The 25,437-nt window shown below is 57.4% G+C and carries 22 protein-coding genes and 3 pseudogenes; 14 read left to right on the forward strand and 11 right to left on the reverse strand.

Going from position 1 to position 25,437, the window contains the following annotated elements; genetic code table 11:
- From AKN84_RS47850 to AKN84_RS32420, 3 genes and pseudogenes are all read right to left on the reverse strand, one after another.
- Nucleotides 1-318 (reverse strand): annotated as a pseudogene (locus tag AKN84_RS47850) (hypothetical protein); the annotation flags it as partial.
- A gap of 153 nt (nt 319-471) precedes the next feature.
- Nucleotides 472-699 carry a helix-turn-helix domain-containing protein gene (locus AKN84_RS32415; RefSeq protein WP_050424541.1) on the reverse strand — a complete coding sequence of 76 codons (228 nt, stop codon included), beginning with the start codon at nt 697-699 and terminating at the stop codon, nt 472-474.
- A 208-nt stretch (nt 700-907) separates the two neighbouring features.
- Nucleotides 908-1,237: a helix-turn-helix domain-containing protein gene (locus AKN84_RS32420; RefSeq protein WP_347337373.1), complete on the reverse strand. Its 330-nt coding sequence runs from the start codon at nt 1,235-1,237 to the stop codon at nt 908-910.
- 56 nt (nt 1,238-1,293) lie between these two features.
- On the opposite strand from AKN84_RS32420, the gene AKN84_RS46250 reads away from it, so the two are divergent.
- The 4 genes and pseudogenes from AKN84_RS46250 to AKN84_RS32430 all read left to right on the forward strand — a co-directional run bounded on the left by AKN84_RS46250 (nt 1,294) and on the right by AKN84_RS32430 (nt 3,159).
- The gene (locus tag AKN84_RS46250) at nt 1,294-1,833 is read left to right on the forward strand and encodes a hypothetical protein (RefSeq protein ID WP_128971328.1); all 540 of its coding nucleotides are present in this window, start codon (nt 1,294-1,296) and stop codon (nt 1,831-1,833) included.
- A 95-nt stretch (nt 1,834-1,928) separates the two neighbouring features.
- The gene (locus AKN84_RS46255; protein ID WP_128971329.1) at nt 1,929-2,204 is read left to right on the forward strand and encodes a DNA -binding domain-containing protein; all 276 of its coding nucleotides are present in this window, start codon (nt 1,929-1,931) and stop codon (nt 2,202-2,204) included.
- A gap of 168 nt (nt 2,205-2,372) precedes the next feature.
- Nucleotides 2,373-2,501 (forward strand): annotated as a pseudogene (locus tag AKN84_RS49435) (transcriptional regulator domain-containing protein); the annotation flags it as partial.
- A gap of 298 nt (nt 2,502-2,799) precedes the next feature.
- Nucleotides 2,800-3,159, forward strand: coding sequence for a DUF2285 domain-containing protein (locus AKN84_RS32430; RefSeq protein ID WP_244485630.1), 360 nt, complete (start codon nt 2,800-2,802; stop codon nt 3,157-3,159).
- A gap of 261 nt (nt 3,160-3,420) precedes the next feature.
- Here the strand turns inward: AKN84_RS32430 and AKN84_RS32435 are convergent, their stop codons facing one another.
- From AKN84_RS32435 to AKN84_RS32440, 3 genes are all read right to left on the reverse strand, one after another.
- Entirely contained in the window at nt 3,421-4,329 is a 909-nt protein-coding gene (locus AKN84_RS32435) for a LysR family transcriptional regulator (RefSeq protein ID WP_050424576.1), read from the reverse strand.
- Nucleotides 4,330-4,668: 339 nt separating this feature from the next.
- A complete protein-coding gene (locus AKN84_RS46265; protein ID WP_128971330.1) occupies nt 4,669-6,177 on the reverse strand; it encodes a hypothetical protein in 1,509 nt (502 codons plus the stop codon).
- A gap of 638 nt (nt 6,178-6,815) precedes the next feature.
- Nucleotides 6,816-7,145 carry a hypothetical protein gene (locus AKN84_RS32440; protein ID WP_128971331.1) on the reverse strand — a complete coding sequence of 110 codons (330 nt, stop codon included), beginning with the start codon at nt 7,143-7,145 and terminating at the stop codon, nt 6,816-6,818.
- A gap of 585 nt (nt 7,146-7,730) precedes the next feature.
- Here AKN84_RS32440 and AKN84_RS32445 point away from each other — a divergent pair.
- A pseudogene (locus tag AKN84_RS32445) lies at nt 7,731-9,256 on the forward strand (porin).
- Between the two features lie 267 nt (nt 9,257-9,523).
- Here AKN84_RS32445 and AKN84_RS32450 read toward each other — a convergent pair.
- Nucleotides 9,524-10,396, reverse strand: a complete 873-nt coding sequence (locus tag AKN84_RS32450; protein WP_050424546.1) for an isocitrate lyase/phosphoenolpyruvate mutase family protein — start codon at nt 10,394-10,396, stop codon at nt 9,524-9,526.
- An 11-nt stretch (nt 10,397-10,407) separates the two neighbouring features.
- Nucleotides 10,408-11,553: a pyridoxal phosphate-dependent aminotransferase gene (locus tag AKN84_RS32455; RefSeq protein ID WP_128971332.1), complete on the reverse strand. Its 1,146-nt coding sequence runs from the start codon at nt 11,551-11,553 to the stop codon at nt 10,408-10,410.
- A gap of 764 nt (nt 11,554-12,317) precedes the next feature.
- Here AKN84_RS32455 and AKN84_RS32460 point away from each other — a divergent pair.
- From AKN84_RS32460 to AKN84_RS32485, 6 genes are all read left to right on the forward strand, one after another.
- Nucleotides 12,318-13,286 carry a carbohydrate ABC transporter permease gene (locus tag AKN84_RS32460; RefSeq protein ID WP_128971333.1) on the forward strand — a complete coding sequence of 323 codons (969 nt, stop codon included), beginning with the start codon at nt 12,318-12,320 and terminating at the stop codon, nt 13,284-13,286.
- Entirely contained in the window at nt 13,283-14,131 is an 849-nt protein-coding gene (locus AKN84_RS32465) for a carbohydrate ABC transporter permease (RefSeq protein ID WP_050424548.1), read from the forward strand. Before AKN84_RS32460 ends, AKN84_RS32465 begins: the two co-directional genes overlap by 4 nt.
- Nucleotides 14,132-14,310: 179 nt before the next feature.
- Nucleotides 14,311-14,946 carry a bifunctional 4-hydroxy-2-oxoglutarate aldolase/2-dehydro-3-deoxy-phosphogluconate aldolase gene (eda, locus tag AKN84_RS32470; protein WP_050424549.1) on the forward strand — a complete coding sequence of 212 codons (636 nt, stop codon included), beginning with the start codon at nt 14,311-14,313 and terminating at the stop codon, nt 14,944-14,946.
- 91 nt (nt 14,947-15,037) lie between these two features.
- Nucleotides 15,038-16,333: an NAD(P)/FAD-dependent oxidoreductase gene (locus tag AKN84_RS32475; RefSeq protein ID WP_050424550.1), complete on the forward strand. Its 1,296-nt coding sequence runs from the start codon at nt 15,038-15,040 to the stop codon at nt 16,331-16,333.
- Nucleotides 16,334-16,374: 41 nt separating this feature from the next.
- Nucleotides 16,375-17,850: an alkaline phosphatase family protein gene (locus AKN84_RS32480; protein WP_050424551.1), complete on the forward strand. Its 1,476-nt coding sequence runs from the start codon at nt 16,375-16,377 to the stop codon at nt 17,848-17,850.
- 98 nt (nt 17,851-17,948) lie between these two features.
- Nucleotides 17,949-18,338 carry a Rid family hydrolase gene (locus tag AKN84_RS32485; protein WP_157863361.1) on the forward strand — a complete coding sequence of 130 codons (390 nt, stop codon included), beginning with the start codon at nt 17,949-17,951 and terminating at the stop codon, nt 18,336-18,338.
- A 15-nt stretch (nt 18,339-18,353) separates the two neighbouring features.
- On the opposite strand, the gene AKN84_RS46270 is transcribed toward AKN84_RS32485, so the two are convergent.
- Nucleotides 18,354-18,791 (reverse strand): hypothetical protein, encoded by a 438-nt coding sequence (locus AKN84_RS46270; protein ID WP_128971334.1) that lies wholly within the window; start codon nt 18,789-18,791, stop codon nt 18,354-18,356.
- Between the two features lie 297 nt (nt 18,792-19,088).
- Between AKN84_RS46270 and AKN84_RS32490 the strand changes: the two genes are divergently transcribed.
- The 3 genes from AKN84_RS32490 to AKN84_RS46275 all read left to right on the forward strand — a co-directional run bounded on the left by AKN84_RS32490 (nt 19,089) and on the right by AKN84_RS46275 (nt 23,233).
- Nucleotides 19,089-20,267, forward strand: coding sequence for an ABC transporter ATP-binding protein (locus AKN84_RS32490; protein ID WP_050424553.1), 1,179 nt, complete (start codon nt 19,089-19,091; stop codon nt 20,265-20,267).
- Between the two features lie 174 nt (nt 20,268-20,441).
- On the forward strand, nt 20,442-21,857 hold the full coding sequence (locus tag AKN84_RS32495; RefSeq protein WP_128971335.1) for an extracellular solute-binding protein: 1,416 nt from the start codon (nt 20,442-20,444) through the stop codon (nt 21,855-21,857).
- Nucleotides 21,858-22,192: 335 nt separating this feature from the next.
- Nucleotides 22,193-23,233, forward strand: coding sequence for a uroporphyrinogen decarboxylase/cobalamine-independent methonine synthase family protein (locus tag AKN84_RS46275; protein ID WP_157863362.1), 1,041 nt, complete (start codon nt 22,193-22,195; stop codon nt 23,231-23,233).
- A gap of 114 nt (nt 23,234-23,347) precedes the next feature.
- On the opposite strand, the gene AKN84_RS46280 is transcribed toward AKN84_RS46275, so the two are convergent.
- Together AKN84_RS46280 and AKN84_RS32505 are read right to left on the reverse strand one after the other, a co-directional pair.
- Complete coding sequence (locus AKN84_RS46280; protein WP_157863363.1) at nt 23,348-24,169, reverse strand: class I SAM-dependent methyltransferase; 822 nt, start codon at nt 24,167-24,169, stop codon at nt 23,348-23,350.
- Nucleotides 24,170-24,369: 200 nt separating this feature from the next.
- Nucleotides 24,370-25,380 (reverse strand): succinylglutamate desuccinylase/aspartoacylase family protein, encoded by a 1,011-nt coding sequence (locus AKN84_RS32505; protein WP_050424556.1) that lies wholly within the window; start codon nt 25,378-25,380, stop codon nt 24,370-24,372.
- Between the last annotated feature and the right edge of the window lie 57 nt (nt 25,381-25,437).

The following is a 25,437-nucleotide window of genomic DNA, read 5'->3' on the forward strand; positions in this document are numbered from 1 at the left end:
CGGGTGATCCAGCACGTCCGGGAGAAGTTCAGCTGCCGTGATTGCGAGAAGATCAGCCAGGCCCCGGTGCCGTTTCATGTGATTGCTTGCGGCTGGGCAGGATCCAGCTTGTTGATTGCGCCATTTGCTGACCGTATGGGGCCCGACACCAAGCCGCGTCGCCACGACGGCGTTGCTCGGCTCACGTTCGCAGGCCAGCACGATCTTTGACCGCAGCGTCAGCGCCGCAGGGAGCGAGCGCGACCGTGTGATGGCCGTGAGCTGCGTGCGTTCGTCGCTGGAAATCGTCAGTGTTGCCTTCGGCCGTCCGGTGCGCATCGGGTATCTCCTTCGATCAGGATACCCGAAACCCCTGCAATAATTATGCTACGAACTTACGGGACGGAACACTAGAGCTAGAGGCCGGCATTCAAGGGTTACCCGAAGACATGAGAAGAAATGAAATGCAAGCAGACCCGTGTCGCGATGTGCCTACCTGGCGGCGTTCTTTGCTGGCCGTTTCAGAAACTCGGCAGGCTCAACGTCGAGCTTGTCGGCAAGGCGACCAATGATTTTGATGCTGACGTAGTACGTGCCCTTTTCCAGCTTACTCAAATAGCTCCGGCTGATCTCGGCCTCGAACGCAAGTTCGTCCTGGGACCATCTCCTCTTATTGCGCAGACGGCGCAAATTAGTGGCAAATGTCTCCCGCAAATCCATGCGGGACAGAAAGCCGTTTGCCCGACATACTGCACCTCGATATACTTCACAAAACGTCGTCTCATGCACATTTTGAACCGGAACTGCGTCCGTCTGCTGCACATGCGCCAAGTCATCCAGCGGAAATGACCTCCCGGACCAGCATTCCACGGCTACGGTAGCCAGAAGAATGGATTGAGAGCATGACCGAATATTGAGACGCGTCTAGCTAACGCCTTTTGGCAGGGCGTTTAAGGAACTCAGCAGGCTCAACGTCGAGCTTGTCGGCAAGGCGACCTATGATTTTGATGCTGACGAAGTGCTCGGCCGTTTCAAGCTCGCTCAAATAGCCCCGGCTTATCTTTGCCTCGAAGGCAAGCTCGTCCTGCGACCATCCCCTCGCATTGCGCAGACGGCGCAAATTGGTGGCGAATGTTTCCCGCAGGTCCATGCGGGAAAGGATGCCGCTTGCTCGATATACTGCACCTCGATATACTTGACAAAATGACGTCTCACGCTCGTTGTGAACCGGAACTGCGTCGCTCTGCTGCGCGCGCATAAGAATCGTCCGGCCCCCACCACTGAACCGTCGCTGATCCTCGTTCGGATAGTTCAGTGCTGTTGCCCCGTGGCGCGCGGCGTCTGGTGACCTGCTGGCGGCTTCTCGAGCCGGAAGCCGCCGACGCCGACTGGAAAGAGGTTGATCGAACCGTGCTGCATATCGATCCAGATCTCGGCCAGTGCGCGCTCACGAACCGTTCGTCATCCATTTGGCGGCCGCAAAATGGATGGCTAACCGGGATTACCGCGGCCTTGTTCGCGGAAGTGCGACCAGACGGCAAATTTTCTCACGTGGAGTTCGAAATCGAGAACAATGTTCTCGCCAGCCGACCAAACCGAGCAACCATCATCGGCCAGCGAGTGGAGGCAACAGGTGCGCCAGCAGCCAAACCACACGCGTCGATTTCTACTTGGGCAACGAGTGAGCAAGGGCTTGCAGGACGCAAATCTGCTCATCGCGCTCCAAGCGATATGGACACGTCAAATCAACACCGGCGAGGTCAGGGCGAGCGAAATCGAGACAAGCGACGGAACGAGGCCCCAGATATCCGATGGCCGCCTTCAATCGATGTTTCTGCGAGGAACATTTTGTAGAGTAGGGCAATCAATCCGGTACCAAGATGCCTCGAAGCGGGCTACCGTCGCTCAGATTTCTATAGAGTTTTTCAGTTTGCTAGGAGTTCCAGGCAGTGTCGGCCGATCATAAGATCGCAGATGTGGCGCCCAGCGCGCCTGAGCTTACGCCATACGATGAGCAGCACGTCGTTACCTACCTGCGCCTTCTCGATGCACAGGCGGATAATGCAGATTGGCGCGAAGTCGCGCGCATTGTGCTTGGTGTTGATCCGGTCCTTGAGCCGGATCGCGCGCGCGGTGCTTTCGACACTCATTTGGCTCGCGCCAAATGGATGGCGCGTCACGGCTATCGTCATCTCCTGCGACGCGGTTGGCCGAAGAGTGAATAGGCGACGCACTTGAAGCGGACGTGATTTCTATCGAGCTCTAATCGCAAAAATTGATCGTTCCATCGTCGGATCAGATCAATATTGAACAATTGCATTAGTACAACCAGAAATCGTCACAATCGTGGGGCTGCAATTTCCTTGCATGAACGTGCGGGGAAGAACAGTACGATGGCAGCCGCTGACTGGAGATCAAAGCAAGCGTATCCTGACGCCAAGACGGTAGAAGCGGAGGACATTGCCTGGGAATGTCTACGTCGCGACGTCGAGTATGAAAGAGATTATGAGGTCCTGACCAGCAGCCAACGATCCGACGCGACGACGGACCGCTTCCGAAGGAAGTGGGGGCTTTCGTTTCGCCCCAGATCCGCGAACGGCGTTCGACAAACAGGCCATTTTCTGGGCGCCCGAGGCGCTGTCGACCGTGCTGCCCGTCCACCCTGTTATCGGTTTGAGGTCGACCAGACGGTACAACTTGGATCTCGGCAAACTAACGGGCAGCGAGCTTCGTCGGGCGCCAGATGGATGGCATGCCATCGTGCCGCTCGGAGGCGCGAAGCACCGCCTTTGGCTGAGAGAACTGCCATCGAGACGCTCAGTGATTGTCATCGATCTCCCGCTCGACCGCGATTTCGACATTCGCTCGCAGGCGGCACAGCGCTTTTGGCGAGCGCTCGAACAGCGCCCGCTCGGGCCGTCCCCACGTGTACTGCCGATTCAGACCAAGCATCGGCTCATCCTTGCTCTGCGTGCCGCAGATGGATGGGTGGAAGGAAACAGCTATCGCGAAATCGCGGCAGGCCTGTTCGGCGCGCGTCGCATTCCCGATCGAGGATGGAAAACAAGCGATGTTCGCAGCCGGATCATTCGCCTGGTCAAGAAGGGGCTGCGTCTCATCCGTGGCGGTTATCGCGCATTGCTCCGTCACAAGCGCAAAGGCAAGTCCGATAAGTCCTAAGCTCTTGGCTGATCGGTTCGTTGCAGCCGCGGCCCCGACAATGCCGCCTCCCAGGTAAGCTCGTGAGGGCATCATTGCGCGCGGTTTCCTTTGGGCATTACTTCGGTTCGATTTTCGCGACCGCGGAAGGGCTATCGAACAATGTAAAGTAAAGAGGCCGGCAGGATTGGACCATTCGCCGCTCGAACGATCAGCTTCGGCCACGTTGAGCTGCGGTGTCCGTGTCTATTCATATGATTTGTGGTATCGCCTGATGCGATGTTAGGCGGCTTCCGCAATTGCTGCCTTTTTACAGAGCCGAGCGACCCAGCGGCAGAAGGCGCGTGCGATTTCGGGATTGTCACTGCGATCGACCGCATAGGCCCGATATTGCATACCGCTTGGCGCGCGGGATCCTGGTATCACGTGCAGTGCTCCCGCGCGCACGAGATCACCGACAATGATTTCAGGCGCAACCAGGAGGCATTTTCCGGTCATGACGGCCGGCAGGGCAAGGTAATTGTGATCGTATCGTGCCCCCGAGCATATATCTCTTGCGGTCAGGTTCATCGCCCTCAGCCACGTGGGCATTATGTCGGGCCGCGATGTGATGTTCAGAAGTGGAATTGAACGCGCAATCGAGAGCGTTTTGCCCGCTACGTGATTTGGAGACCCCACGCATACGAGTGTCTCATTGTGGATTTCCCAATCGTCGGCCGGTTCAATGACCGAAAGATCGCGCGTAATCAAGATGTCGAAATTGTCAGATGATGTCGGTGGAGACAATGAACAGATCACGTCTACGACCACGCCATCCATCTCAGCAGAGAAAGCCTCGAGATTCGGAATCAGAAAGGAGTAAGCAAAGGTAGAAAGCGACGTGCGGACCACAATCCGGTTGGGGTCTGATCGGTGCCGTCGCTGCATTCTCCTGGCGGTGAAGCAGATCGTATCAAGCGGTTCGGCGACAGTGTTGGCGAAAAGTCTTCCGAATTGCGTCAATTCGCTCCGCCGACCCCGCCGTTCCACGAGGTCTGCGCCGAAATAATCCTGGAGCACAGCCAGGTAACGACTGACCGAGCTCTGCGTTATTCCCAATGCGCTGGCTGCACGCGTTACGCTTCCTTCTCGCGCAATGGTTACAAATGCCCGGATTGCATTGAGCGGGACTTCATCGTGTTCGGCGGCCATCTTCTGCTCCGGTCGCATCTCGAAACCATGGATGTTTAATCACATTACTCGATGCGTACAGCCGGATTGCTGCTTATCAAGGTTGTTTCGCGCGCAAAATTGGCTTAATCGGTACATTTCGTACAGTATGACGCCCAACTTCGATTGCTATCAGCGGCTTTGTCCAGAGAAATCGTTATGCGCGTTTTGAGTTTGCTTGGCGCGATCACACTTGTCTCAGTCGGTGGCACGCGACCTAAATAACCAAGCCGCTAACCTGATGGCCTCAGGATAGCGGATCGCGTCCCGTGGCGTGGTGTAGCTGGGTGCGGGTCATCGCATTCGTCGAAATGGGCGGCATCAAATGCGAAAAGCTGTCCAGGTGCCCGTCCCAAATTGAGTGCAGAAGCTGGGACCTGCAAACTCGTGGGGAGCGGCACCGGTTGAAACTGTTCCCACAAGCGAACTACCTTCAATGAATCCATGAAACTGAAAATATATATTCGTTGGATCAGCCTGCATTCTCGAGGAAAGAAAGACATCTCCGCCCAATATACGTCCGAAGACTGGCGAGGATCTAAATCGGCCGTGATGAAGTCCTTCGATTGCGCCGTCGGGTAGCTGTGTTAGTTCGAAGGAATGTAGTGCTTGCACGGACAAAAACCTTAGGTTTGCTTGCCATCTCCCGGATAAATTGACATGAGCCTCCGGGACCCTTTGGCTGTTAGCAACCGGTGATGCCATCCGAAAGGCTTCTGCAATAGCAAGACCTACTGTCTTGGCTTCAGCCGTTGATTGAATGTTAAACGGGTCAATCAACAACGACGAGTCCGTTGCCCAGAAGTCTTGCAACTTCACGCGATGCCTATCAAACGCAAATTGGCAAATGCGTTCTCCCGTTACCTCTATTTCACTGCTCCACGACAGGAAAAGTCTGGGAGCGATCGCTCCATTGTATTTGTCGATCCGGGGGATTATAGGAACATCGTGCAACTGCTCGACGAGTACCTCAAGAATCGAATCATACTTGTCTGTGTCACGTGATCCGTTTGATAGCCAGTCTTCTAGGGCGGTAAGTGCGCCGATAATCGCCTCTTTTCCGACTTTCATTCCTCGGCCGATGGCATGATGAGGGGGCCCGTTTAGCCAAGCCGCGCGGCACAGATCTTCCCGTCCAATGAGAAAACCGGTGGATTGGGGGCCTCGAATGCATTTGCCGCCAGAGTAGATAACGAGGTCGGCGCCCCGTGCGAGCCATACGTCCGGACTTGTAGGAGCCAGGCTCGCCGCGTCGACAATTATGGGAATATTCGGAGCTTGTCCGCGAAGAGACTCCAGTCCGATAAATCCAGTGGCCTCTGCCCTTCCGAGAACGCTTATCATCGCGGGACTATTCGATAGTGCATTTGCTAGCTCGCGCTGGTCTGCAACTTCGACGATCGTTCCTCCCATGTGGCGGATAGCACTATCATATGGAAATCTGTGTGATTTGATGACGATGACGTCGGAGGATAGCCCGCCTGTCTCAGGCAAGCGTAGCATCGCCTCGGGGTCATTTCCTGCAATGCAGGCAGCCGTCGCCAGCGCAAGAGCGGCCGTACTACCTGCAGATACCATCCCCCACTGCGCGCCCGTTAGCTTGGCGATATGGGCACCTGCCCCTTCGGCAAGTTCATCGAGATCAACAAAATGTCGTGAAGCGGCCAACATTGCATCCATGACGTTTGAGCTGGGGTTGCTGCCACCATAGTTCGTCCGAGTGCCTGTACAATTGATGATCGGTTCGACACCGATACGTCTATAGACCCAATCGGTGGAGGTCGCGGTTAGCTTATCATTGCCGAAATTCGTGGGTTCAAGGACACTCAACGCATTCTCCTTCGCTTTCGCTTCGACAAGCCAATCGTCGCCTCCATGCGATCAGGGAAAACAAATTCTACCACGTTAGACAATCGCCAGCCTCGAACAGCGCGGGAAATCGTCTAAACGTCCGATGCTGTCCCTGACGGCTCGTCACCGTGGCGGGTTGCCGCCCTGAAGCATGTGCTGATCGAACAGTGCCATCGCTTGACCAGCCATTTCCCCTCGCGGAGCGCAAAGTGGGGCTGGCGGCGGGGGATATTGCCGTTGCTCACACAAACATGTCGTCGGATCGGAGCGCGTACTCGCTGCAGATTTGAGAGCCTCTTAGCGGTAAGCAGTAAACAGCCGGCTTCAGCGTGGACAGTCAAGAATGCGAACGTCTCAAAATCAGTGAATGGCTGCACCCATGATATGAAGGTGCTCCGAAGTGGCCGGCCGCAACGCGATCTGCTTTGGCATACTTCGCTCCTCCGCTCGCGCAAGCTCGTAGCCAACGAGCAGCCCATCGAGGCCGGCGACCTTCATGTCGGCAACGCTTTTTTCCGATTGAACGCTGCCGCATAGATCAATGCCGCACGCGAGGCAGGTCCCCGACCGAGACCTCACTAAAATTGGCAAGGGACGCCGATCGCCACCAGACGAGCTCATAGAAGGCACCTGGCCTCGATGCGTTTAACCTTGCTGACAAGTTGGCCCGGTGAAGAGTTGTGGGCGCGAGCGTAGCCGACAGGAAAGCCAATCGAAATCATCGAGACCCGGCAATCCTTTAAGACGTCATGCTCGGCGATCGTGCCGCACGCTTCATCGTGCGCGTCCATGAGGAAGGAGAGCTTGCCGATGGAGCAGATCTCGGCGTGCGGCATTTCTGCTGACGAGGAGTTAGCGAAACGATCTTGCCCCTCGGCGAGAACGGACCGCGGTTGATGTCGCCTGCCGAACTCCTTGCAGGTGCGCTTGAGCAGCTTGACATTCATGGACTGAGAGGTCGCATCTGCGATGACCTGGATCAATTACTAACGTTGGTAGTTGACCGAGATGACAACTGCACATCGCCATAAATTGGCACAGAGTTGCCGCAGTCCGCCATATTGGATGTTTGATGGGGGCCGCCAGGAAATGCAAAATTCGACGCGTTTGTTCACCGCAGCGAATTCACGCGTCGAGACCATAGGACGGCCGCTTGCTGCGGCGAGCTCATGGTGTGTTACGGCAGAGCGAGGAACACACTTGAAGCCGACGAGGGTCTTCGCGAGTTGGAAACTTTGATCCGAAGCAGGTGAACGGCAGATGATCTTAAGCGCGCCGTGACCGCGTTCACCCACAGTTTGGACGCGGTTCAAGTTCGTCCTTATTCGGGTCTTGGCCGCGACGCGTCTGCTCGCGATTAGTGGCACAGTATAATCTTCCAACCAAGCAATAGATTGGATGGTGCGCGGTTCTCGCAGAGATCCATCACCAAATCAGAATATCTCATCGCATTATTTGATGTTTGTCACCGGATGATTGTCTTCCGACGATACTGCGTCGGCCGCGCGAATTCGGGAAGAATAGGGTGACAAATGAGAGTCGCAAACATCAGCTGTGACGCACATGGAACGATCAAACGAGCTATACTAACTTCAGCGGCAAGCTTGATCGCGTTAGGAGGGGCACAGGCGGCTGACCTTCCCTTGAAGGCCAAGGCAGTTGAGTACGTGAAAGGTTGCTCGCTGTATGGTGCCGGATTCTACTACATTCCGGGGACCGATACCTGCATTAAACTGGGTGGGTATCTGCGCGCTGAGACAAACCTCTTGCCAGGTCGCGTGAACGGCGTGACCGGCGCCAACAACCGTCTCGGCAACTATTACGCCGCCCGTTCTCGTGAAGGCTTAACATCGATACCCGCACGGCGACTGAGTACGGGGTAGTCCGGACGTATTTCGACGTGCTTCTACAGTGGACTACGGGGGGCTACGCCGCTGCTGGCGTTGGCCTCAACGGCGGCGCCACGACGTACTCCGGTGATCCCGTCGCAGGCGGTTCATTCCTCCTGAACTACGCGTTCATCCAGTTCGCGGGTTTCACCTTCGGTCAGGCGCAGTCGCAATTTAATACGCCTTGGCTCGAGTATCCGGCGAACATCTTCTTCGAGCTGCCGGGCAGCGGCGGCGGGGACGCCGTGAATCAGTTCACGTATACAGCCGACTTCGGTCAGGGCATCACAGCTTCCTTTTCGGCCCAGGATCAGGTCGCCAGATACACCACAAATATCTGGAACGTGAGCGTCGCGACTCCCACAGGTCTAGCGACCGGTGCGTACGGTGCCAGCGACATCGGGGGTGCGCGAGCTCCAGATCTCGTTGCTATGCTTCGTGTTGACCAGGCCTGGGGTCTCTTTCAGAGCTCAGTCGCTGCACATGACAACCATGCCGCGTATTACGGCGCCACCGAGTTGACCGGTCATCCGGATGACAAGTGGGGCTGGGCTGGACAGTTGGCACTGTCGATCAAGAACATCCCGACTGGTCCGGGTGACACGATCAATGTGACTGGGGTGTATGCTCACGGTGCAAGTCGCTATGCCTTCAACAGCTATATGTCGACGACTTACGCGATGTACGGTAGTACGGGCGTGGCGGGGGCTTACCAAAGTCTCGGAATCGGCGGTGTGTCTGACTCCATCTTCGCCGGTGCCGTCCAGGAGCTGACCACGACCTATGGCGTCAACGCTGGGTACAACCACAACTGGGATCCATACTGGACGACTAGTCTGTTTGGAGGGTGGGGTGCTACCCGGTATAACAGCGCAGCCAAGGGCTACATCTGCGGTGCATTCGTCGCAGGCCTGGCGCTTTCGAGCGGGGGGGCCGGTTGCAATCCCGACTTCAACTACGCGGTTGTTGGTACACGCACAATCTGGTCACCGATGAAGAACCTCGCGTTTACGGCCGAGCTGGGTTACACAATGCTCGATCAAAAGTACGCGGGCGGAAGTACTGTGAGGCTACCGCCCCAGTCCGGTATCGCCAAGCCGGGTGCTACGTATGAGCTGAAGGACCAGAGCGCGGTGAGCATCCTCCTGCGCGCGCAGCGAAATTGGTGAGATCCTTTCAATCAAAAGTAAGAGAAAGGATCGCTCGGAAAAAATTGGTAAAGCCGGGGCGGCCCCCCTGAGCAGGTCGCTACCTGTTTTAGATGTCCGAGGAAGGTCTCCGATATGCTCGTCGGAAGCCTTTTGGCTCTAGAGGCTGCGAGCCCACGTGCAGGCACTATCAGCGTGCCGATGGCACGCTCATCTTAGCACTTCCCGCCATGGTCATCTACTGCCGGCTGGAGGACGAGGACCTTCGCGGCGGCGCGCCGAACACCTTCAGCGCAGGAAGCGAGCTTCAGCTGCCTTAATCTCGTCCATCCTCTGAAGCCTGAAAACCTCCTCAACTGGCAGAATGTCCTTGTGCACATTCTGGACGCCGCCGTCGGCGATTATCCGACGGAAGGTCTCCTGCATGGCAGTTGCAGCAGCGCGGACACCGTAGTTGCCGTAGATCATCATGCGAATATTACCGAGTGCCTTGACGCGTTCGGCGTCCAGATCCGGGTAAGCGTTCGGCACGATCACCAATGGCACCAATTTGTTCCAGGCGCGCGAAAAGCTTTCGATCTCCAGGGGATCCTTCTCTTTCGAATGGATCAGGATCATGTCGGCTCCGGCGTCCACGTAGGCGCTCGCCCGATGCAGGGCCTCGGCTTCTCCAAGGCCCGCGATCAGAGCTTCGGTACGAGCGATGACGAGGAAATCCGGATCCTGCCGTGTGGCGACGGCCGCCGCAATCTTGCCCTGGAACTCTTCAATGCGCAGCAATTGCTGGCGTCCGCCGGCAACAAGGCTTGTTACCTTCGGAAAGGTCTTGTCTTCGATGACGACGGCACTGGTACCGGCTCGCTCGTATTCCCTGATCGCATGGATGACATTGATGGCATTCCCATAGCCGGTATCGATATCGGCAACGATCGGCAGCGTCGTGCGTCCGGCGATCGCCCGCAACATGTCGAGATGCTGTGTCATTGAGATCATGCTCATGTCCGCAACGCCGTAAAGTGCCGACAATTCGAACCCGGAGGCCCACAAGCCATCGAAACCGGCTTCTTCCGCGAGGATCGCCGAAAGCGGGCTATGGGCGGCCATGATGTGGACGAGGCCGGTGTCGGCCATGCGGGCGCGGAGCTGTTTGGCAGGGGACATCGGGATATCTTTCAGGTGAGGACCGCGCAGGCGGCGATGATGCGGTCGCAGGCGCGACTGAGGTCCTCGAGCGAGGAGGCATAGGAAATGCGAATATAGGGCGACGCCATGAAGCCGCTGCCGGGCACGACTGCTACGGCAAAATGGTCGAGCAGATACATCGCAAAATCCGTGTCGGTTTCGATGATTGTACCATTCGGCGTGCGCTTGCCGATAACACCTGCACAGGAGGGGAAAGCGTAGAAAGCACCGTCCGGCATCCGGCATGAGAGTCCATCGGCCTGGTTCAGCCTGGCGACAACGAGATCGCGGCGCCGCAGAAAAGCGCTCGCGAATTGCTCGATATGCTTCCTGCCGCCGGCGAGCGCCTCGATAGCGGCATATTGCGATATCGAGCTGGTGTGCGAAGAAGTCTGGCTCTGGATCAAGTTCATGGCCTTGATCAGCGACAACGGCCCCGCGCCATAGCCGACGCGCCAACCGGTCATTGCGTCGGCTTTGGATACACCGTTGACCGTCAGCGTGCGGTGGTAAAGGTCAGGCTCGATTGCGGCAATCGTGGCGAAGTCGGCGTTGTAGGTGAGTTTTTCATAGATATCGTCGGACAGCACGTAGACATGCGCATGGCGGCGGAGCACCGCGGCGATCGCCAGAAGCTCGCTTCGGCTGTAAACCGCTCCAGTCGGATTGCAGGGCGAATTCAGCATCAGCCACTTGGTGCGAGACGTGACCGCTGCTTCCAACGCCTCCGGGCGCAACTTGAAGCCACGGGATTCATCGCAGGCGACGAGAACCGGCTTGCCGCCGGCGAGCGCCACCATGTCGGGATAGGAGACCCAGCACGGCGTCGGGATTACTACCTCGTCACCTGCGTCGAGGCTGGCGAAGAGCGCGTTGAAGACGACCTGCTTGGCGCCGCAGGCGACAGTGATCTGGTCGATCCCGTAGTCGAGACCGTGATCGCGTTCGAAGCTCTTTCGGATCGCCTCGCGCAGCTGCTTGATTCCGGAGACCGGGGTGTATTTCGTCCGCCCGTCGCGGATTGCCCGGATGCCGGCCTCACAGACAGCGGACGGCGTGTTGAAATCCGGTTCGCCCGCACTGAGCGTGATCACGTCGGCGCCCTGATCGCGCAGCTCAGCGGCTCGCGCGGTCATGGCCTTGGTTTCAGATGGACGGATAGCTCTGAGCCGTTCTGCAATGAGAGACAAAATGGAGCACCTGCGAGGTTCAATGGAAGGTTTGCGAGCGGCTTCTACTCATTCGCAAACGGGCTCTCCAATCGGCTAATCGCATTCTTGTATGACGTATACGACAATTGCGATACTGCTTCCGCCGACTTTGGCCCAGCGCGGTGACCTCCACCGGTCAGACAAGTACGGCCGCCATCGCCTGCGATAGGCTTGTTGTAAGCATCATTAGATAAGCGTCATTAGAATCGTCGGTAGCTGAGCTCGGGACGACTCTGAGATTGTTGCCAACCCGCGTCACGTTCGAGAGCGCCAATCAACGGCGCAACGGCATTCACTAAAGAGCTCTTGTTTCCGAAATCTGTCCCCATGCGGGAAACATGATCGCATATACGCACGTCCCTATCGGATTATTCGATGATGGTCATCCGACTGTAGCAATTCGGCTTTCTAACGTCTTGCGCGTCAGAACACGCCCAAACGGGATATGCGATCCCGGTACCGTGCTCCGAAACGCCTACATGATGATTGGGAAGTGACGGTTATGGCATTCGTATTCATCGACGCTCTCCGAAGAAAGTGCCGCCTGAACTTTGCAAACCGGGCCGACACGGCGGGCTGCGCCGAGTGCGGCCGGCCGAGCAATGCACGCGCCATCCGGTTCAGCGGCGCTTCCGGCGGGAAGCAGAATCCGATCACGCAACGAACATGCCGATGCGGGAGATCGCCCGATGAGTGAGCCCCCTGCTCCTTCCGCCGTCTCCAACAAAGCGTCCCGGATCGCCGGCCTTCGAACATCTTCCGCGATCTTATCAGGGCGCACGCGTACGTTGACAGAAGCGCTGGCAGCTTGGACCCTGGCCGGGCCGGCGGTATTCTTTTTGCTGGTCCTGTTTCTCCTGCCGGTGATTAGCGTATTCGTCATCGCGCTCACGGACTGGCAATTCGGCGCGGGAACGCTTTCCTTCGTCGGGCTTGCCAACTTTCGCGCGATCTTTGCTGACGCTGGCTTCAGAGCCTCGCTCATCGACACTGTGCTGTATGTTCTGATCGTCGTGCCGGCCACCGTCGTACTCGGCCTTCTGATTGCGCTTCTGATCGAATGTGGAAAGTCCTGCCGCTCGTTTTACCGCGCCATCCACTTTCTGCCATTCATGGCGACGCTCACGGCCATGGCCATCGCTTGGGAGGCGTTGCTGCATCCCACGATCGGCCTCGTCAACCAGATTCTCTCCGCCATCGGCCTGCCTACCGCCAACTGGCTGCGCGACGAGTATACGGCTCTGCCGGTGCTGGCTGTCATCGGTGTTTGGCAAAACCTCGGTTATGCCATGGTGTTGTTCCTCGCCGGTCTCAAGAGCATCCCGCAGGATCTCTATGATGCTGCCAATGTAGATGGTGCCGACTTCTGGTTCGACCGGCTGCGCATCGTCACCCTCCCGATGCTCGGGCCCGTCTCCATGTTTGTCGTGATTGTGGTGGCTCTTCGCGCTTTCCAGGCATTCGATACGATCCAGATCTTGACTCGGGGCGGCCCCGGCCATGCTTCCGAAGTGCTGCTCTATACGCTTTATCGTGAGAGCTTCGAGTACTTGCGCGCCGGATATGGTGCCGCCGTTGCCGTCGTGTTTCTCGCCATTGTCATGACGCTCACACTCGTGCAGGTGCGCGTCATGGACAACAAGGTGCACTACCAATGAACCCAACCAGCTCCAGCAATTGCTTGTCGCCAGCGGCCGCGATTCTTCGCCATGCCGTGCTGCTCGTGACCGGCGCGCTCACTCTCGTTCCGTTCGTGTGGATGCTGTCGCTATCGATCAAGGCTCCGGGTGAGATCTTTCGGGCCAGCTTCTCCTTCTGGCCCGCGCAGTTTTACGGTGTCGAGAACTACACGAAGGCACTCACCAAAGCACCGTTGCTGCGCTACATGGGCAACGGCCTGATCGTCTGTGCTCTCGTCCTGGCGCTACAGATCATCGTCTGCGCGCCCTGTGCGTATGCTCTGGCCAAGCTGAGGTTTCACGGCCGCGACCTGCTTTTCGGAATGGTGCTTATCAGCCTGCTCCTGCCGTACCAGGTACTCTCGCTGCCGCTCTTCATCCTGGGTTATCAGATCGGTATCCTCGACACGTATGCGGCGCTTGTCTTTCCATACGTAGTCTCGCCATTCGGCATCTTTCTGTTTCGTCAGTTCTTCAAGACCATTCCCGATGATGTGGTCCATGCTGCTCGTCTCGACGGCCTTTCGGAATTGGCGATCGTCTGGAGGATCATGGTGCCGATGGCGCTTCCGGCCATCATCGCTTTCTCGATCTTTTCCGTAGTCAGCCACTGGAACGACCTCTTCTGGCCGCTGATCGCAGTGCGCTCCGAGAACATGATGCCGCCCCCGCTCGGCATCATGGCCTTCAGGAATGAAGAGGCCGGCAATGACTACGGCCCACTCATGGCCGCGGCAACACTCGTCGTCCTACCCCTCATCATCGCATTTATCGTTGCACAGAAATGGTTCGTCGAGGGACTCACGGGTGGAGCAGTCAAGTGAAGAGGCTCTGAAATTGTCTGGCATGAAAATCTTCAGCAATGGGATCATCCGGCGCAATTTACTGAACGCGTTGCCTGTTGCCCCGCCGTAGACAGGTCCGAAGAGGCGCTGAATGCCACGACGCAGACGGTGCGAGCCCCTGTAGCAGCCAAACTCACGAACTTCGACAAAGGTCCGAAATGCAATTCAAATCCTCGCGGATGCACGAAATCTGTGCCTTGGCCCCAGTTATTCCTGCGCTTGTGGTCGAAGATGTGAGACATGCTCGACCGCTGGCCGAAGCTCTAGTCGCGGGGGGGCTGGTCGCAATCGAAGTAACCCTTCGTACGCCGGCTGCTCTCGACGTCATCCGAGCAATGGTCGACATCCCTGGTTGCTCGATCGGGGCTGGTACATTGGTAACCCCTCGGGATGTACAGTCGGCCAAAGCCGCGGGGGCAGTCTTCGGCGTGTCCCCTGGCGCGACGGACCAGTTGATCGCGGCGTGCGAGGCTGAGCAACTGCCGCTTCTTCCGGGTGCTTCCACGACCAGCGAGGCAATGACGTTGCTGGAGAAGGGCTACGACACGCTGAAATTCTTTCCGGCGGAAGCTTCCGGTGGTGTTGCCGCACTCAGATCAATCAGCGCGGCGCTACCGCGGATATCATTCTGTCCTTCCGGAGGGATCACGCCTGCAAATGCACGGGAGTACTTTTCGGCGGCCCGCGTTGTTTGTGTCGGCGGGAACTGGGTCGCGCCGGCCGACACCATCAAAGCCGAGCATTGGACAGAGATCGAAGCTTTGGCTCGCGAAGCAGTAAAGCTGAACAGCTGACTGCCTCTTTCACCGTGGGCCAGGAACAAGCGCGCGCTGGCCACGGGACATGACGGCGACAAACGTGCCTATCGATCATCATAAGCGAAACATGTCAAACACCAAGCACATCGTCGTCATTGGCGCGGGAATTGTCGGTGCCGTCACCGGGCTCGAACTGGCACGTCGGGGCCACAGGGTTACCATCATCGAGCCCGGCGAACCCGGTGGCGAGCACGCAGCAAGTTACGGCAACGGCGGCTGGCTCAGCCCAAGCTTGGTGGTCCCGCTTTCGCTACCGGGGCTTTGGCGCAAGCTTCCGGGCTATCTCCTCGATCCGGTCGGTCCGCTTACCATCCGCTGGTGTCATCTGCCGCGGCTCGCCCCTTGGCTCATCCGGTTTCTCCTTGCCGGCCTTTCGGCGCGAAGGGTTGAGAAAACCGCCTGGGCGCTTCATCCCCTCGTCGCCGATTGTCATCTGCGCCACGATGAGTTAGCAGCCGAGGCCGGCGTTTCGGACTTAATCGAACGCAAAGGCCAGCTCCAGGTCTATCGCAGCCGTGCCGATTTTGAGGCCGAGGGGATGGGGATGACCTGGCACCTGCGGCGCCTGACAGGCTGCACCTGGACCGAACTCAATGCCGAGCAGATCCGCCTTCGCGAACCGGCACTTGATCCGCGCTATACGTTCGGCGTTGTTCTCGACGGCTACAATTGCGTCAAGCCTGGCCTTTATGTTGCCGCGCTTGTGCGCCGTGCCCGAAGCCTCGGTGTCGAGCTCAAGCAAGCACGGGCGCTCGGGTTCCGCTCGGAGGGCGGTCGCGTCACGGCGGTCGTAACTGATGATGGCGATGTAGTCTGCGATGATGTGGTGATCTCGGCCGGTGTCCACTCCAAGACGCTGGCGGCGGCGGCGGGGGATCGGGTCAGTCTCGAAGCCGAGCGGGGCTACCACGTTGAGATCTCGGACATGGATCCGCTACCACGCAACCGTCTGCTGCTGATGGATGGTCCGATGGCCAACACGCCATCGCGCTTCGGCCTAAGGATTACCGGACACGTCGAATTCTCCCATCTCGATGAGCCCGCCGACTGGCGGCGCGCAGAAGTTCTCAAGCAATTCACCATTGGGGCCTACAGGCTTACTCGCAATCCCGACCGAATCCGTTTCTGGATGGGTGCGCGACCATCAACACCTGACTATCTGCCGGTCATTGGCCGGGCCAGCCGGCTTTCAAACGTAATACATGCGTTCGGTCATGGGCACATTGGAGTCGCATCGTCGCCTAACACCGCTCGCGCGGTCGCTGATATCATCGAAAACCGTCCACCACCTTTCGAACTCGCACCTTATTCGCCGCGACGCTTCTCTCTTCTCGGCCGGTTGCGGCCAATCGCTGCCGGCTAGATCAGCCATAACCGTCCGAAAGCTCGAAGAGAGCAAGACCGATGCCTGTCCGCTTCCTTATCGTCAGCTTCGATGGACTGCGCCCCGACCTCGTCGGTCCCGCGCTGACACCCAACCTCTGCCGATTGAAGGCCGCCGGGGTAACGCTCGCGAACCATCGCACGGTCTATCCGAGCGAGACGCGCTCGGCATTTCCGAGCCTCGTCACCGGCGCAACCACGGATCGACATGGAATGGTGGGCAACAAATACGTCGACCGCTCTATCAATCCGTCGCGTTACATTGACACCTCCGACTCGGTGCTGTTGCGTCAACTCGACCTCGAAAGCGGAGGGCGGCTCTATTCAGCGCCGTCCCTCGGGGAGATCCTGGCGACGGCCGGCCGCAGCCTCGCCGTGCTCGCCACCAACACTCCTGGCACAACCCGGCTCTTCCACCACAAGGCAGAAGACTTTGGCCACGTTCGGTTGTCCGGTCATTTTCGCGAGGCATGCACGCCGGACGATGCGCTAGCTGCCATCGAGGCGCAAATCGGCCCACTGAGCCCGGCGCCGCCAAATACGGAGCCTGATCGGGTCGGACAGGACTGGATTTCCTCCGCCTTCCTCGACGTCGTTTGGCCGCGATACAGGCCTGATGTCACGATCCTTTCCTATGGCGAGCCGGACGTTACCTCGCATTTCCACGGCACAGGCGCGGAGGCGACGCGCTCAATCATTGCCCATTGCGACCGACAGTTTGGCCGCGTACTCGACTGGTGGGAGGCGGAGGGAAGGGGAGAGGGCGTACAGATATTCGCAACCTCTGACCATGGTCACATCACCGGCCATACTCGCGCGTCGGTTGCCGATACCGTACGCATCGCAGGCTTCAGCGCCGGCGTCGCGCCAGCACCGGATGTGGATGTGACGGTCGTGCCCGGTCAAGTCGGCGCCCTCTATCTCGCCGATCCGACTGAGGCGAAGATTGCCCGGTTGGTCGCAGCTATTACATCCGAGGTATGGTGCGGGAATGTATTCACGCGGGCAAAGGACGCGATCAACGGCATCGCCCCTGGGAGCCTCTCGAATCGCCTCGTCTTCGCTGACCATGTTCGTGCGCCGGACATCGCCTTTTCCTTCCGCGCTGACGACACGATCGATCCGTTCGGTCTCGTAGGCTGCACGTTCTACGACAATGATCGCGGACCAGGCCTCGGCCTTCACGGCGGGTTACATCCGAAGGAACTTGCGGTGATCGGAATCGTCGCAGGATCAGCTTTTCCGAACACCGGATCCGCGTCTTCCTTGCCATCGGGAATTTGCGATGTCGCGCCGACGATCCTCCATCTGCTCGGGATTGACGCGCCGACGTCGATTGGTGGGCGGGTACTTGGTGAGATTCTGCAGCCAAAATCGCGCCCAGAAGATATCCGTGGAGAAATCTTTGAAGCGCGACTCGGCAGTTATAAGCAGGTTCTTCGTCGCGTGGTGGTAGGCAACACCAGCTATGTTGAAAGCGGAATGGCCGGAATCTGATTCTGGTCACGACCTGGCAATACCGTCGAGGTCGTGATCTCGATCTGATGGCCGACATCGACAATGATGGTGAGATAAGTATACGAAGGAGGTCTAACGTGTCTGAGCATACATCCGGAATCAAACGGCTTCGTGGAAAGGCAACCGGCAGGAACGCGGGAACGGCGTATGGCAACCTCGTCTGGGTGGCCACTATCCCGGATCGAAAACCCCCGAGCATTTCGGAGCAAGCCGCCGACATCTTCGCAAAGCTTGATCATCTATTGGAAACACTGGGCAGCAACAAGGAACGAATAGTGTCCGCCACGGTCTACCTATCAGATCTTGGCCACAAGACGTCATTTGACGAAGCCTGGTGCACCTGGATCGGCGCCGATTCACGCCATTGGCCCCAGCGGACCTGCGTAGGCGCGCAACTTGTCGGCGATACCCTCGTCGAAATTATGCTGGTGGCAGTGAGGGCCGACTGCAATGCAGTCGATGAGTAAGCAAGCCGGATTGCCTCAGAAAGTTGTGGCGATCGGCGCCGGAATTTGCGGCGCCGCAAAGCCATCGAACTTGCGCAGAACGACGACGATGTAGCGATCTTCGAATATGGCGAACGCGGAGATGATCGGCAGGCAATTTTGCAGCGGATGGTGCCTCAAGCCTTGTCGTTTCCAGGGGCTGGGCCGAGCTTTGAGACTTGTCTCAACTTGCCGTAGGATCAACTCGACTCTCTTATCTTTCTCCTGTCTTCCCCGTCCGTTGCATCGCTTTGGCGCTTCCTTCGTTACGACCGAAGAGACGGTCTCTGACGAGGTCGCGATACGCCGAAGAGCGTTGGTCTGCGGCCAAATTGTTACGGCAATCCATCGGCAAATCACGATGGTCCATCGTATTACTCGATACCCGTCACCGGATTGTTGCGTCCCCACGATATCGCGCTGACGCGTGATCATCTGGGTCGTGCCTGCCTATCGATCCGTCGCCGCAACAAACGAGCTCCGTCCCGGGAAAAGGGGTATGACAATCCCAAATCATAGCTTTGAGTTAAATCGTTGCAGATTTCTGCGGGCTGGATTCACGGCGCGTAGTGTTCGCCCTCGTCGGATTGCCGGTACATTGATCGATGGTCGCGTCGCGCGACAGGATAGAGCACTGACCATTGTTTTGCGCCGTGCGATCACTCCCGCCTCGGTTTGTCGAACGAGATTCTCTTTCGAGGCGGTCGCTTACGAGAATCTGGAGTCCGTCGAATGAGCGGGATTGTCCTCACAAACATCCATAAGTCATTCGGTCCAGCTACTGTGCTCAATGGTGTCTCTCTGTCGATTGCAGATGGCGAATTCCTGACGCTGCTTGGACCTTCAGGTTGCGGGAAGTCAACGTTGTTGCGCATCCTCGCTGGGCTTGAAGTGCAGACCGCAGGTAGCGTTGCGATCAGCGATCGTCTCGTGGACGGATTGCGCCCGAAGCAGCGTGACGTGGCCATGGTGTTCCAGTCCTACGCACTATATCCGCATATGACCGTCGCATCGAACATAGGCTTGCCTTTGCGGATGCGCCGGCTCTCTGCCTTGCAGAGACTTCCCGTTCTCGGCGGTCTCCTCCCAGGATCCGCGGGGATCTCTGCCGAGATCGAGCTAGAAGTCACCCGTACAGCCAAGTCCCTCGGCATCGGCCACTTGTTGTCGCGCAAACCAGGGCAGCTCTCCGGAGGCCAGCGTCAGCGCGTGGCGGTTGGCCGGGCGATGGTGCGGCATCCGACGGTTTTTCTGATGGACGAGCCGTTGTCGAACCTCGACGCCACGCTGCGCGTACAGATGCGCGCCGAGATCAAGGAACTGCACCAGCGGCTCGGGGGCACCTTCGTCTATGTTACCCATGATCAGGCTGAGGCCATGACGCTATCGGATCGGGTGGCGGTGATGCACGATGGCGAGTTGTTGCAGGTTGCTTCGCCGCAGGATATTTACGCCGATCCCGACGACCGACGCGTTGCAGAGTTCATCGGTTCGCCCAAGATCAACATGCTCGACGGCGTCGTGCACGAACGCGGGCTGATCGATGTCGCCGGATCGACGCTGGCTATCGAGGCCGATGCACTGCCCGGCACGCCTCTGACCCTCGGTATTCGCCCGGAGACCTTTCATCTCGCCGACCACAGAGAACAGGGCGCATTGACCGGTTCGGTGCGCATGATCGAGCATATGGGGTCTGATCTCTTCGTCCATCTTGATCTGGCAGGAGTCGAACATCCGCTGATTGCACGGCTATTGGCCGAACGGGCACCTCATATCGCCTCCGGCCAGACCTTACATGTCGGCGTTCGACCGGACCGCGTGCTCCTGTTTACCCGTGACGGGCAGCGTCTGCGCCGGCAAGTGGAATCCGGCCGCGCATCAGTCAGGCCGATCCGGGAGATCGTCCGATGAGCGCGTGCCTGCTCTGTCGGTCGCCTCAATTGATCCCTACGGGACCCGTAGCGCTCGAACGTTCTCATTTCCCGCTGTCTTGCCCGTCCTTTGGCATGTTCCTCAAATCATCGCCTTCAGAAAACTCAAGGCATGTTGTCGAGGGCATAATCAGGTCGCGAGGGAGAAATCGCGATGCCGCGCCTTGCCCCGCACCGTGAGAGCCTGGTGAAGGAGATCGCTCGCCAGGAAACCGCACGATCTGTGAAACTGACGCCGCATCGGTCACAGGCGCCGCGATCAAGTCGAGAGGTAATCAAGCAAATGAAAATCTCAATCGCACCTTGGCTGGTTATGTCCAGCGTGTTCATTTCCAGCCTGGCCGTCGGTCCTGGCCTGACCTCGATCCCGGCTGCAGCGAGGAATCCCAACGTCCTGACGGTCTCGTTTTCGAACAGCGCCTACAAGTCATTTCTTGAAGAGGCCGGTCGGCGTTTCGAGCAGGATCACCCCGGCGTGAGCGTAGTTTACATGGCTCCGGTCGCGACTCATGGCGAACATTTGGCGCGCACGCTTCGACTGAGGGTCACCGGTGAAATCCAGGATGTCTCGCTGCAGAGTTACGATCAAATCGCCATTTTGGTGCGCCGCAACATGGCAGTTCCTTTGAATGGCTTCATTGACGGCGAAAAGGACTGGAATTCCCTGGGACTGACCGCTGCTTCAATGGATGTCGGCAAAATAGCAGACCAAGTGTACGCGCTCCCGTTCGAGAGTGCTACGCCGACCCTCTTCTTTAACAACGATTTGGTGAGGCGCGCGGGCGGAGATCCTGAGCATCTTCCAAATGACTGGGACGGCATTCTCGCTCTTGCAGGCAAGATCCACGGCTTGGGCGACAGGATTATCGGCGGCTTCTTCGATTATAACACCAGCGGCAATTGGACGTTCCAGGCATTGATCACCAGTCAGGGTGGCCGACTGATGAGCCAGGACGACCGCGCGATCAGCTTTGACGGACCAGAAGGTCGCCGTGCACTCGATATAATCCGCCGCTTCGGCCAGACCGGTATGGTCGACATGACCCAGAACCAGGCATTCCAGGCGTTCACAGCCGGTCAAATCGGCATCATCACCCAGGCGAACACTGAACTCGGACCGTTCGAGGAGGGAGCCAAAGGACGTTTCGAAATACAAACCATGCGATGGCCCATACTTTCCGAGAAGGGGCGAATTCCCATTGGCGGACGCGCCATGATGATGCTAACCAGCGATCCGCAAAAGCAGAAGATCGCTTGGGAATACATGAAATTCCTGGTCAGCCCGTCAATGCAGACTTTGTTGGCGAAGATGACCAGCGCTACGCCGGTCAATGTGATCGCCATCCATGACCCAGCTTATCTAGGCGCGTTTTATCGCGAAAAATCAAACCAACGTGCCGCCATCGAAGCGGTACCACTGGTGACCAGCTGGAGCACGTTCCCTGGCGACAACGCGGTGCGGATTGCCGAAGTGCTTCGCAACCATCTTCGCGATGTTGCCATCAGACAAACGGATGTCGACAAAACGCTCACGGCAATGTCGAAGGACGTAAAAGACCTGCTCCCCTGAATTCATGACGCGGAATGTCTGGTGCGGACGGGGTCGCAAGCGGCGTGGATGTCCAGGTTCGCCGCGTTCCCCAAGAAGGCGTGCGCCGCACCGAAGATGTTCTTCGTCTTCGGATTAGACTCATCTCCTGCGCACCGTCATCGCATAATATGGGGCGCGGCATCGAATTATCAGATGTGTGTCATCCGAGTGTAGCGAAGCCCGTTCTTGTAGTCCTCATAGTTCGCAGAGCTACTCCGCGGCCCCGAACGCCCAAGCAGAAAACTCTGCATGTCGTATGCCCGTTTAACAGAGGCTTGGAATAGATGTCGCTAAATCCCCTGACGACGCAAATCGTGGGCAGCTACACAAAACCGCACTGGTTAGCCCGTCATCAGCGAATGCGGGCTTTGGACGGTAGCTGGTGGCGTCCTGAGCGAGATGTGCTGGCGGAGGCCAAGCGTGATGCGGCACTGCTGTCAATATACGAGCAAGAGAAAGCTGGATTGGATTTAATCACCGACGGGGAAGCACAACGTGCTGCTTACGACCGACACTTCCTCACTTCGTTAGGTGGAATCGACACCACAACACCTGTGCTCAAAGCAGCTTCGTCAATTGAAATCTCGTCAAAGCGTTCTGCTTTGCCCGAGATCGAGGAATACCTTTCATATTCCCAGCTCAAGCCTCGGGTAATTTCAGAAATCAAGTGGACTGGTTCAGTCACCGTCGATGAGCTTCATTTTGCGAAACTTCACACCATGCGACCGGTGAAGGTTACGGTCGTGGGGCCATTAACGCTCGCAAATCAAGTAAGCGATCATTTCTATAACGATGAAGAAACGTTGTTGCTTGAGCTTGCGCGAGCTCTCAACCTGGAAATGAAAGCCTTGCAAGCCGCTGGAGCGGACCTCCTTCAAGTAGACGAGCCTCATTTTCATGCTCGCCTGACCACAGCTCGGAAGTATGGAAAGAAAGCTTTGGAGGTGCTCGTTGAAGGGATTTCTGTTCCTGTGACGACGCACGTTTGCTATGGTTATGCGCTAGTCCACCAGGAGAAAACCAAAAGCCCGACTTATCCTGAAGTCCTTGAAATTCTCTCCGAGTGCCCAACCACAGCGATAAGCCTGGAATACGAGCAACCCAAACACGATCCTGCCCTGTTGCGCTATTGCGGCCAAAAGCATGTTGTGCTGGGGCTGCTAGATCTTGCTCGCAAAGACGTTGAAACGCCAGAGCACATCGCCCGTCGGATCAGCGATGCTCTGGAGATTGTTCCTGTTGAACGGCTCCACCCCTCTTCCGACTGTGGTATGTGGTTCCTGCCAAGGGCATTGGCCTTTGGCAAAATTCGCTCCCTGGTTAACGGCACTGAAATCATCAAAGCGAGCTTGTAGGAATCCTGGGACCGATGTGACTCACCCTTTTCGTGGTTCTCCCAACGGCAATACGCTTCAGCCTGCGTGTCATGTCTGCGCCAATATCCGGTAGCGTGCTCTCGGTCAAAGTAGCTACACCCTCCGCGCAGTGATAACTTCAACCTCGAAGAGCATCTCGACGCGCTTGTCACAGCCTTGGTGTTGATCAAAGAGCTCGCTTAGCTCGAATACTATTGCTGTGTTACCTTTCTTGCCAATTGCTCTTTGGACGGTCGTGAAGGAAAGCGCTTGCTGTTTGAACCGTTCCCAATCGTAAATTTCACTAAACAGAAAAGTGTTGCGATGGACATCCTTCATAGCGGCCTGTGCCTGTAAGTCAGCCGCAATGTCGAACTCGAAGTAGCCCCCTTCAGGCTTCGAACTCCAGCGACGGTCATAGCTTGGAAGAGCTGTCTCGATAATTGAAAGGAAACGATCGGCGAAGGAGCTTCCCTCATCATATGGCTGATAATGAATGAACGCGAGCAATCCGTCCTTTTCCAGAACGCGGCGAACCTCTTGGAAAAAGAGAGGACGGTCAAATCGGTGGACGGCACTAGCGGCTGTGATCAGTTGAGCTGAGCCGTTCTCGACAGGAAGGCTCTCGGCGACGCCATCTGCATAAGTGATCGACATTCGAGCAGGTGTCGAAGTCTCGGCGTGCCGTCGCATATCCTCGTTGGGCTCAAGAGCGAGTACCGTGAAGCCAGGGCCAAAAGCAGCTGCCAAGCTTCGGGTAAAATGTCCTGTTCCAGCTCCCACGTCTATAATACGTCCGCTGGCAGAGTCGCCTAACATAATCCGGAGCTGTCTTGCAATGCGTGGCGGGTATTCCGGACGGAATTGATAAAAGTGTCCGAGTCCGTCGAAATCGCGCCAAGCCAATTGCGCTTGAGTGGCGTAATCTGGGTTCATCTCGCTCTCCAGGTATGGATGTGCGGCTATGGATCGAGTTACTGAGAGTTTGATAAAAGACGGGACCGAGATGGGTAGCCGTCGAGCAAGAATATCTCGACGACGATACCTACGATGACACCTGGCGTTCGCATCACTGGGAAAGGCCGCCTGAGCGTCAAATCGGCCGCGAGGTTTAAGCCTGCTCAGTCTCATGCCGCCTAACCGTCATGTCGTGTGCCAAGCGCGAACACGCAATCACCGATCTTTGTTTTGGCCGGAGCGCGCCTGGCGAGAATTGTGCCTCCCTTTTTGAACATGATTGTCTCAGGCGCTCGCCAGGGGACATCGGGAAAGTGAATGCGCCCTGCTATATCTCCTTCCTTTACCACATCACCAAGCGTGGCAAACGCTTCGAAAACGCCGGCTGCCGTCGCATAAAGCAAATCGTGTGCAGGTAGCCTGAGATAGAACTGCGTTGGTGGTGGGCGCTCGCAGTTATTGTCGCCTGCGAGGACACCGACGTGGCGCAACAAGCGGGGAAGACCGCGTTCAGCGGCTCTATAGGCCTCAACCGAAAAAGTCCCTGCGCCGCCTAACTCCGTGGACATGTGGCCCACACCATGCTTACGACACGATCCCAGCAATAGCTGGTCGTCTCCCTTAAGGCCCTCAATCAAAATGCTGTTCGGCATTGCGAAGGCTTGAAGTAATCCGATAGCCGCTCTCCTGAGCGCCGGCTCAGCTGGTGCGACAAGGTGGGCAGTGGGAACGTAGTCCAAAGAATAACCTCCCGAATGGAAGTCAAAACAGTAACGGACCATCGGCAGTAGGACACTATCTATGTAGTGAGCAATCATCTGCGTCGGAGTGCCGTCGGCATATCCAGGGAAGAGACGATTGAGGTTGCCTCCATCAATCGGCGAGACCCTCTGACCAGCCATGACAGCGGGCGCATTGACGCCCGGTAGGATAATGATGCGCCCACGGACCTGTTGAGGAGAGACGGTGCGAAGAAAATTCATCAGCAAAACCTGCCCCTCATATTCGTCGCCGTGATTGCCTGCCACCAGAAGAACGCTTGGACCATCACTGTTCTTGATCACAGTGATGGGCACGGGAATCCATCCGTAGGCAGACTCTGTCGTCGAATGCGGCACGTGGAGATAGCCGTGAGCTATGCCATCAGCCTTCAAGTCAATATCCGTGGTAATTCGACTTTTCTGGCTCATCGATGATTTCTCCAGACTCAATTTCAGGCTCCGCGTTAGGGATCCAGACCGAAGGTG

It is taken from the genome of Bradyrhizobium tropiciagri (assembly GCF_001189845.1).
GTDB lineage: Bacteria > Pseudomonadota > Alphaproteobacteria > Rhizobiales > Xanthobacteraceae > Bradyrhizobium > Bradyrhizobium tropiciagri.

Bases quoted from the DNA above. Each gene is read 5' to 3' on its own strand.
- AKN84_RS32415 (WP_050424541.1), bottom strand. From the start codon at position 699: ATGGATTTGCGGGAGACATTTGCCACTAATTTGCGCCGTCTGCGCAAT.
- AKN84_RS32420 (WP_347337373.1), bottom strand. From the start codon at position 1,237: ATGCGCGCGCAGCAGAGCGACGCAGTTCCGGTTCACAACGAGCGTGAG.
- AKN84_RS32435 (WP_050424576.1), bottom strand. From the start codon at position 4,329: ATGGCCGCCGAACACGATGAAGTCCCGCTCAATGCAATCCGGGCATTT.
- AKN84_RS32440 (WP_128971331.1), bottom strand. From the start codon at position 7,145: ATGAATGTCAAGCTGCTCAAGCGCACCTGCAAGGAGTTCGGCAGGCGA.
- AKN84_RS32450 (WP_050424546.1), bottom strand. From the start codon at position 10,396: ATGTCCCCTGCCAAACAGCTCCGCGCCCGCATGGCCGACACCGGCCTC.
- AKN84_RS32455 (WP_128971332.1), bottom strand. From the start codon at position 11,553: ATGACCGCGCGAGCCGCTGAGCTGCGCGATCAGGGCGCCGACGTGATC.
- AKN84_RS32460 (WP_128971333.1), top strand. From the start codon at position 12,318: ATGAGTGAGCCCCCTGCTCCTTCCGCCGTCTCCAACAAAGCGTCCCGG.
- AKN84_RS32465 (WP_050424548.1), top strand. From the start codon at position 13,283: ATGAACCCAACCAGCTCCAGCAATTGCTTGTCGCCAGCGGCCGCGATT.
- eda (WP_050424549.1), top strand. From the start codon at position 14,311: ATGCAATTCAAATCCTCGCGGATGCACGAAATCTGTGCCTTGGCCCCA.
- AKN84_RS32475 (WP_050424550.1), top strand. From the start codon at position 15,038: ATGTCAAACACCAAGCACATCGTCGTCATTGGCGCGGGAATTGTCGGT.
- AKN84_RS32480 (WP_050424551.1), top strand. From the start codon at position 16,375: ATGCCTGTCCGCTTCCTTATCGTCAGCTTCGATGGACTGCGCCCCGAC.
- AKN84_RS46270 (WP_128971334.1), bottom strand. From the start codon at position 18,791: ATGATCACGCGTCAGCGCGATATCGTGGGGACGCAACAATCCGGTGAC.
- AKN84_RS32490 (WP_050424553.1), top strand. From the start codon at position 19,089: ATGAGCGGGATTGTCCTCACAAACATCCATAAGTCATTCGGTCCAGCT.
- AKN84_RS32495 (WP_128971335.1), top strand. From the start codon at position 20,442: ATGCCGCGCCTTGCCCCGCACCGTGAGAGCCTGGTGAAGGAGATCGCT.
- AKN84_RS46280 (WP_157863363.1), bottom strand. From the start codon at position 24,169: ATGAACCCAGATTACGCCACTCAAGCGCAATTGGCTTGGCGCGATTTC.
- AKN84_RS32505 (WP_050424556.1), bottom strand. From the start codon at position 25,380: ATGAGCCAGAAAAGTCGAATTACCACGGATATTGACTTGAAGGCTGAT.